The 7,292-nt window shown below is 69.1% G+C and carries 8 protein-coding genes; 4 read left to right on the top strand and 4 right to left on the bottom strand.

Annotated elements, in window-relative coordinates; all coding sequences use genetic code 11:
- Window positions 1-64: 64 nt before the first annotated feature.
- Window positions 65-1,057 carry a daunorubicin resistance protein DrrA family ABC transporter ATP-binding protein gene (locus ON21_RS26435; protein WP_039802049.1) on the bottom strand — a complete coding sequence of 331 codons (993 nt, stop codon included), beginning with the start codon at window positions 1,055-1,057 and terminating at the stop codon, window positions 65-67.
- Between the two features lie 39 nt (window positions 1,058-1,096).
- Here ON21_RS26435 and ON21_RS37975 point away from each other — a divergent pair, with 39 nt between their 5' ends.
- Complete coding sequence (locus ON21_RS37975; protein ID WP_218004149.1) at window positions 1,097-1,246, top strand: hypothetical protein; 150 nt, start codon at window positions 1,097-1,099, stop codon at window positions 1,244-1,246.
- Here ON21_RS37975 and menE read toward each other — a convergent pair.
- From menE to ON21_RS26420, 3 genes are all read right to left on the bottom strand, one after another.
- On the bottom strand, window positions 1,243-2,403 hold the full coding sequence (menE, locus tag ON21_RS26430; protein ID WP_039802047.1) for an o-succinylbenzoate--CoA ligase: 1,161 nt from the start codon (window positions 2,401-2,403) through the stop codon (window positions 1,243-1,245). The genes ON21_RS37975 and menE overlap by 4 nt on opposite strands.
- 337 nt (window positions 2,404-2,740) lie before the next feature.
- Window positions 2,741-3,133, bottom strand: a complete 393-nt coding sequence (locus tag ON21_RS26425) for a VOC family protein (protein ID WP_039802045.1) — start codon at window positions 3,131-3,133, stop codon at window positions 2,741-2,743.
- A 1-nt stretch (window position 3,134) separates the two neighbouring features.
- Window positions 3,135-4,028 (bottom strand): 1,4-dihydroxy-2-naphthoyl-CoA synthase, encoded by an 894-nt coding sequence (locus ON21_RS26420; RefSeq protein WP_039802043.1) that lies wholly within the window; start codon window positions 4,026-4,028, stop codon window positions 3,135-3,137.
- Between the two features lie 193 nt (window positions 4,029-4,221).
- Here ON21_RS26420 and ON21_RS26415 point away from each other — a divergent pair, with 193 nt between their 5' ends.
- The 3 genes from ON21_RS26415 to menD all read left to right on the top strand — a co-directional run bounded on the left by ON21_RS26415 (window position 4,222) and on the right by menD (window position 7,284).
- Window positions 4,222-4,878 (top strand): PaaI family thioesterase, encoded by a 657-nt coding sequence (locus ON21_RS26415; protein WP_051021365.1) that lies wholly within the window; start codon window positions 4,222-4,224, stop codon window positions 4,876-4,878.
- A 74-nt stretch (window positions 4,879-4,952) separates the two neighbouring features.
- Window positions 4,953-5,399, top strand: coding sequence for a DUF6918 family protein (locus ON21_RS26410; RefSeq protein ID WP_039802041.1), 447 nt, complete (start codon window positions 4,953-4,955; stop codon window positions 5,397-5,399).
- 241 nt (window positions 5,400-5,640) lie between these two features.
- Window positions 5,641-7,284, top strand: a complete 1,644-nt coding sequence (menD, locus tag ON21_RS26405) for a 2-succinyl-5-enolpyruvyl-6-hydroxy-3-cyclohexene-1-carboxylic-acid synthase (protein WP_039802039.1) — start codon at window positions 5,641-5,643, stop codon at window positions 7,282-7,284.
- Window positions 7,285-7,292: the final 8 nt, after the last annotated feature.

Below are 7,292 nucleotides of genomic sequence, written 5' to 3'. Positions count from 1 at the left end.
ATTCCTTCTCGGCGTGCGCGGGCCTCGGCGTGGTCACGCAGGCTGCCGCCTGCGGGCCGGACGCTCATGCCGCGCTCTTCGCGGAATCGTCGGTGGTGTCCTCGGCGGGGTGGCCGGTGATGGTGAGGAAGACCTCGTCCAGGCTCGGCTTGGTCACGGTGATCTCGTCGACGCCGATCTCCCACTCGCGCAGGCGGATCAGCAGATCGGCGGTGACGCCTGCGTCGGTCAGCGGCGCGGTCAGCCGCCCCGCCTCCGGGGTGATCTGCGCTTCGGCGCCGAGGAAATCGCCGATGATGCGGCGCGCCTCGTCGAGCTGACCGCGATCGACCAGGGTCAGATGCAGCGAGGAACCGCCGACGGAGGCCTTCAGTTCGTCGGCCGTGCCGTCGGCGATCACCTTGCCGCGGTCGATCACCGCGATCCGGTCGGCGAGTTGGTCGGCCTCGTCCAGATACTGCGTGGTGAGCAGGACCGTCGCGCCCTCGCGGACGAGGCGGCGGATGGTTTCCCACATCTGGGCGCGGGTGCGCGGGTCGAGCCCGGTCGTCGGCTCGTCGAGGAACAGCAGCGGCGGCGTCGCGATCAGGCTGGCCGCCAGGTCGAGGCGGCGGCGCATACCGCCGGAGAAGTGCCGCAGCGGCTTGTTCGCCGCCTCGGTGAGGTCGAATTCCTCCAGCAGCTCGGCCGCCTTGCGCCGGGCCTCGACGCGACCGAGGCCGAGCAGGCGAGAGAAGACGATCAGGTTCTCGGTGGCGCTGAGATCCTCGTCGACCGAGGCGTACTGCCCCGTCACGCCGATGAGCGAGCGGACCGCCGTCGGCTCGGCGACCACGTCGTGGCCGAAGATGCGCCCGCTGCCGCCGTCCGGTCGCAACAGGGTCGCGAGCATGCGGATGGTCGTGGTCTTGCCTGCGCCGTTCGGTCCGAGCACGCCGTACACCGAGCCCTGCGGCACCGCCAGGCTCACGCCGTCGACGGCCCGCTGTTCCCCGAACACCTTGACCAGGCCGTCCGCCTCGACGGCGAGCGCTGAAGTTGGTGCGAAAGAAGTCATGTGGACAACTGTGGATGCCCGGACTTGCACGGCTCTTGCATGGTGCTGTTATGTACGGCAGGCCGCTACCACGACCGCTTCGAACGCGTCGACGGGCAGTGGCCATTCGCGGAGCGCCGGGTGCACATCCGCCTGACGGGCGATCTGAGCCGCCACTTGCGCGCCCGGCCCACTCCCGCGATCCGCTAGCGGGTCGACTCGGCCAAGAGGTATTCCCGCAGTTTGACGCGGTCGGGCTTGCCAGGGCCGCGGAGCGGGAACTCGTCGAGGACGGCCAGTTCGCGCGGGGCGGCGATGGAGTCCAGTTCGTCGCTGACGTATTCGCGCAGCTCAGCCAAGTCCGGTGTGGCACCGGGGGCCGGGATCACCGCGACGGCGACGCGCTGGCCGAGTCGTTCGTCGGGCAGGCCGAGGACGACCACCTCGCTGATCGCCGGGTGGTTGATCAGCACGGCCTCGACGACCTGCGGGATCACCAGCAGGCCGCCGGTCGTGATCGCCTCGTCCAGCCGCCCGGTGATGCTCAGCACGCCGTTGTCGAAGGTGCCCGCGTCCTCGGTACGGAACCAGCCGGGCTCGGCGAACGCGGGATGATCGGGCTGATTGCGGTAGCCAGAGGCGATCATCGCGCCGCCCAGCACGACACGGCCGTCTTCGATACGAATCTTCGTGCCCTCCAGCGGCACGCCGTCGTACACGCAGCCGCCGCAGGTCTCGCTCATGCCATAGGTGCGCACGACGGTGATGCCTGCGGCTCGCGCGCGCTCGTAGACCGGAAGCGGAGTGGCCGCGCCGCCCACCAGCACGCCGTCGAGCTCGGCCAGCGCGGTGGTGGCGGCCGGCGACTCCAACGCTTTGATCAACTGGGTCGGGACCAGGGCCGTGTAGCGCCGCTCTCCGCGCATGCCGGAGATCGCGCCCGCCAGTGCCTCGGGCAGGAATCCGCCGGACACGTCCAGCACGGTGGGTTCGGTCCCCGCCAGGATGCTGCGCAACAGCACCTGAATACCGGCGATGTGATGGGTCGGCAGGGCCAGCAACCAGTTGCCGGGGCCGCCGAGCCGGTCGTGGGTCGCGGTGCCGCTCGCGCGAAGGGCCGCCGAGCTGAGCATCGCTCCCTTCGGCACCCCCGTGGTGCCGGAGGTGGTCACCACGAGAGCGATCTCCTCGTCGATCGGCTCGCCCGGCGACAAGGCGTCGCTCAGGCGCCGAGCCTCGCGCCGATCGCTGGTGGGAATGGGCAGCCAGGCAACCCCGTTACCTTCCAGCGCCTCCCGCAGGTGAGGCATGACGTCGCCGAGGCCGGACCCGGTCGGCATCGGCAAGGTACGCAGTTTCTTGGTCATGCCATGCCTCGCCGCTCGCCCGGCTCGGTGGTGCCCAGAGCCGCTGTGCCCATGGCTCGCTCGCTGCACTCCCTCACGGTAGGGATCGTGTCATGCCCGCGCCGCAGCGTGCGGAACGGGTCGGTATGCCGGAGTGGCGCACCCGCGGCGCGGCCACCCGGTCGGTTCGGGGCTCAAGTACGACAGGCATCGAGACTGCGATTCACTCGTCGGACGGGACACGGACACAGCCGGCCCGGACGTCGGCGGTCGGGTGGCCATCCGAGCGTTATCGTCCTCGCCAGTTGACGCGTTGGCAACTCGATGCGGCTCGCCGTACTACCGAACGGAACCGTCGCTACGACTCCTGCCAGCGCGTATCCCGCCGGATCGGATGAGTCGGCGGGACCTCCACCAGAACGATCGGCACACCGTCGGGATCGCGCACCCACATCTCGTGCAGACCCCACGGCTCCTCGACCGGCGCGCGGTCGATCGCGATGCCCTTCAGCGCGAGTTCCACCGCGGCGGCGGAGACGTCGCGCACCTGGAGCCAGATCGCGCCATCGAACGACGACGACCTGCCCGAGCCGCCGTGCGCGGCCACCTCGATCAGCGACTGCCCAGCGAAGAAGACGGTTCCGCCCGGATACTCCCGCGCGATGGCCAGTTCCAGCCCGTCCCGGTAGAACGCGAGCGTGGCCTGGTAGTCGGCGGGACGCAGGATGATCCGGCTGCTGAGGATGTCCATGTCAGAAGTACCAGGGGTAGGGGGTCCAGTCCGGTTTGCGCTTCTCCAGGAAGGCGTCGCGGCCTTCGACGGCTTCATCGGTCATGTAGGCCATCCTGGTCGCCTCGCCCGCGAAAAGTTGCTGGCCCACCAGACCGTCGTCCAGCAAATTGAACGCGTACTTCAGCATGCGCTGGGCCTGCGGGGACTTGCCGTTGATGTCGGCGGTCCACTCCAGCGCGACGTCCTCCAGTTCGGCGTGGTCGACGACCTTGTTCACCGCGCCCATCTGGTGCATTTCCTCGGCGGTGTAGGGGCGGCCGAGGAAGAAGATCTCGCGGGCGAACTTCTGGCCGACCATCTTGGCCAGGTACGCGCTGCCGTAGCCGCCGTCGAAGCTGCCCACGTCGGCGTCGGTCTGCTTGAACCGGGCGTGCTCGCGGCTGGCCAAGGTGAGATCGCAGACCACGTGCAGGCTGTGACCGCCGCCCGCGGCCCAGCCGTTCACCAGTGCGATCACCACCTTCGGCATGAAACGGATCAACCGCTGCACCTCCAGGATGTGCAGGCGGCCAGCGCGGGCCTGGTCGACCGTGTCCGAGGTCTCGCCGCTGGCGTACTGGTAGCCGCTGCGACCGCGGATGCGCTGATCACCGCCGGAGCAGAACGCCCAGCCGCCGTCCTTGGGGCTCGGACCGTTGCCGGTGAGCAGCACCGCACCGACGTCCGGAGTCATCCGCGCGTGGTCGAGGGCCCGGTAGAGTTCGTCGACCGTGTGCGGGCGGAACGCGTTGCGCACCTCCGGCCGGTCGAACGCGACACGCACGGTGCCCTGCTCGATGTGCCGGTGATAGGTGATGTCGGTCAGGTTCTCGAATCCCGGAACGGGGCGCCACAGCTTCGGATTGAACGTCACCGGGCAATGCTAGGTCTCGCTCTGCTCGAAAGGCGTGGTCGGGCCGGTAAGGGCGCGTAAGCGGTCACGACGCGAGGTGCACAACCCCATGGGTCTCGCTGACCGGTCGTCGGTCGCACCGGATCCCGGCTATCCGCGCCACGTCAGCGGTGCCTCGATTTGACGGTGTAAAACCACGCGTTACCGTGCAGGTATGAGCGAGCGAGTGAAACCGGTTATCGACCGGAGCGCGGTGGACCGATCCCGGTACGAGAAGCACGGCGGGTTCCCGAAGGTCACGTCCGCGAAGGTCGGGCCGAACTTCGGCGGATTCGTGGACGCCATGCGCACGTTGCAGGATCTCGCGGTGTCCGTGGACGCGCCGGACGAGGTCTTCGGGGCCGCGCAAGCCAGAGCTCGCGAGCTGATCGACCTGCTCGAGCCCTACCGCGCGCCCGAATTGCAAGGCCCGGCGGGCCGTGCCGTCGAATTGCCAGGGCGGGGAAGCCTTCTGCTGCTGCCGTGGCAGGTGGTCTCGGCGGGCCCGGACGGCATCGAGATGACGGGTGTGTTCCGCCGCTTCCATCTCGGCGGTAACGGGGCCGCGCACGGCGGTGTGCTGCCGCTGCTGTTCGACGATCTGCTCGGCATGATCGTGCATTACGCCGGACGGCCGATCAGCCGCACCGCGTATCTTCACGTCAACTACCGCAAGATCACTCCGCTCGAGACGGAACTGACGGTTCGCGGACGGGTCGACCGGATCGAAGGGCGAAAAACTTTTATCACCGCCGAATTGCTCGATGAGCAGGGCGATCTCCTCGCTGACTGCGAAGGTTTGATGGTCGAGTTGCTACCGTGGCAGCCGTAGCCGGGTGAATGCTGGCGCGGGCACGTATAGTTGCCCTCGCTCGTTCATCGATACCGATCCGGAGGAACCTGAAAGTGGTTGCAGCACTGTCTGAATCCCTGCTCGACGACGCGAAGCGCCCGGCTTTCCTTGCCGACGCCGTCGAGGTTCTCGACGCCGAGGTCTCGGACAAGGGTGGTGCGTCCGGCCTGGCTGTGAAGGGTGGCTACGCGGCGGTCAAGAAGATCAGCCCGTCCATTGTGCCCGATGCGCTGGAGTCGTTGGCGCCCAAGTTGGTCGCGCAGCTGGAGCCGTTCTGGCAGGAGTACACGGCGTCGGGCACCGGCAAGTTCGCCGACCTGCTCGTCGCCAAGTCCGACGAGGTCGCCGAGGCGTTGCTCGCCGTCACCGACGCCAGGGCCGAGGCTTCCAGCCGTCCTGCCCTGCAGAAGGTCTACTCCTCGATGCGTTCCTCCGCGAAGAAGAACGTCATCGAGGCGCTGCCGCGGGTCGGCGACCTGATCGAGAAGCACGCGAAGTAATTCTTCAGCTCGCGTCCGAGCGACCACCGCTTGCGACTGCGTCGCGTGCGCGGCGGTCACTCGGACGCGGGCCGGGTCGCGAGCGGCGCATGCTCGGTCTCGCTTCGCTCGAAATCGGTGGGGTTGTGCCGGCGCGGTCGCGTGTGGAGGCAGCGGCCGAATCGCCTCGTGTGCGACGACACAGTGTGATTGCGAACCTCCCGGCGGGGACTTCTAGTTGTCTGTCTGCCAGTCTGGAGGCGTGAACCCGTCTACAGCACAAGCGCAGGTCGTCGTCGACGAACTGGTGCGCGGAGGCGTGCGGGATGTCGTCCTGTGCCCCGGCTCACGGAACGCTCCGCTGGCCTTCGCCCTGCAAGCCGCCGATGCCGCCGGGCGACTGCGCCTGCACATGCGGATCGACGAGCGAACGGCGGGCTTCCTCGCCGTCGGGCTCGCGATCGCGAGCCGCCTCCCGGTCCCTGTCGTGATGACCTCGGGCACCGCGGTGGCCAATCTCGGGCCTGCCGTACTGGAGGCGAACTACGCCCGGGTTCCGCTGGTGGTGCTCAGCGCCAACCGCCCCTACGAGCTGCTCGGCTCCGGCGCCAACCAGACCGTCGAACAGTTCGGCCTGTTCGGCAGCCAGGTCCGCGCCACCATCTCGCTCGGTCTCGCGGAGGAGGAGGCGGGCGACGGCGAGCACCCGCCTTACGGCCAGCAGAACAGCCAGTGGCGCTCTGCGGTCTGCCGGGTGCTGGCGGCGGCGCGTGGCACTCGCTCCGGCAATGCGGGCCCGGTGCACTTCGATGTCCCGCTGCGTGAGCCCTTGGTCCCGGACTTGGGGCCGGGGGAGGCGGCTCCGGCGGGGCGCGCGGGGGACTGCGCCTGGACCGAGACCCAATACGCCACCTTGGACGTGCCGCTCGAGCTCGACCTCACGCCGGACACGGTAGTGATCTCAGGACACGGCGCGGGCTTGCGGCCGGAGCTGGCGGGCCTGCCGACCGTCGCCGAGCCCACCGCCCCGATGCACGGCCCTGCCCTGCATCCACTCGTGCTGCCGCTGTTGCGTCCCACGCAGGCGATCATCACCGGCCGCCCGACCCTGCACCGGCAGGTGTCGAAGGTGCTCGCCGATCCGGACGTCCGGGTGTACGCGCTGACCACCGGTCCGCGCTGGCCCGATGTGTCCGGCAACGTGGTCGGCACCGGTACCCGCGCCGTCACCGCGGGCGCCCCGAGGACGCAATGGCTGGAGCACTGCCGTGAACTGAACGCGAAAGCCGACCAGGTGGTGCGTGCCGAACTCGCACGACACCCGAAACCCACCGGGCTGCACGTCGCCGCGGTGGTGATGGACGCGCTGCGCGACGGCGACCAACTTCTGCTCGGCGCCTCGAACCCGGTGCGGGACGCGGCGCTGGTGTCGCATCCACGGCCGGGGGTCAGGGTGCTGTCGAATCGCGGCGTGGCGGGTATCGACGGCACCGTGTCCACCGCGGTCGGCGCCGCCCTGCACCACGATGGGCGCACCATCGCCCTGATCGGTGATCTGACCTTCCTGCACGACGCGTCCGGTCTGTTGATCGGGCCGGGCGAACCGCGGCCTACGGATCTGACCATCGTCGTCGCCAACGACGACGGCGGCGGCATCTTCGAACTGCTCGAGCAGGGCGACCCGCAATACGCGGGCGTGTTCGAGCGAGTCTTCGGCACCCCGCACGGCATGGATCTCGCGGCCTTGTGCGCCGCCTATCGCATTCCGCACCGGCAGGTGGATCCGCAGCAGCTGGCCGTCGAGCTGACCGGGCACGCCCATGGCATGCGGGTGCTCGAGGTGGCCACCGAGCGGTCCAGCCTGCGGGAACTGCACGCGAAGGTGCGGGCCAAGATCCAGCCCTGACCAAGCGG

It is taken from the genome of Nocardia araoensis NBRC 100135, from assembly GCF_000308435.1.
Classification (GTDB): Bacteria; Actinomycetota; Actinomycetes; order Mycobacteriales; family Mycobacteriaceae; genus Nocardia; species Nocardia araoensis.
This window is presented reverse-complemented; position numbering and strand designations above follow the sequence as displayed.

What these genes read in the sequence shown, in the direction of transcription:
- ON21_RS37975 (WP_218004149.1), top strand. Translation starts at nt 1,097, where the DNA reads ATGGTGCTGTTATGTACGGCAGGCCGCTACCACGACCGCTTCGAACGC.
- ON21_RS26415 (WP_051021365.1), top strand. Translation starts at nt 4,222, where the DNA reads ATGAGCGAGCGAGTGAAACCGGTTATCGACCGGAGCGCGGTGGACCGA.
- menE (WP_039802047.1), bottom strand. Translation starts at nt 2,403, where the DNA reads ATGACCAAGAAACTGCGTACCTTGCCGATGCCGACCGGGTCCGGCCTC.
- ON21_RS26435 (WP_039802049.1), bottom strand. Translation starts at nt 1,057, where the DNA reads ATGACTTCTTTCGCACCAACTTCAGCGCTCGCCGTCGAGGCGGACGGC.
- ON21_RS26425 (WP_039802045.1), bottom strand. Translation starts at nt 3,133, where the DNA reads ATGGACATCCTCAGCAGCCGGATCATCCTGCGTCCCGCCGACTACCAG.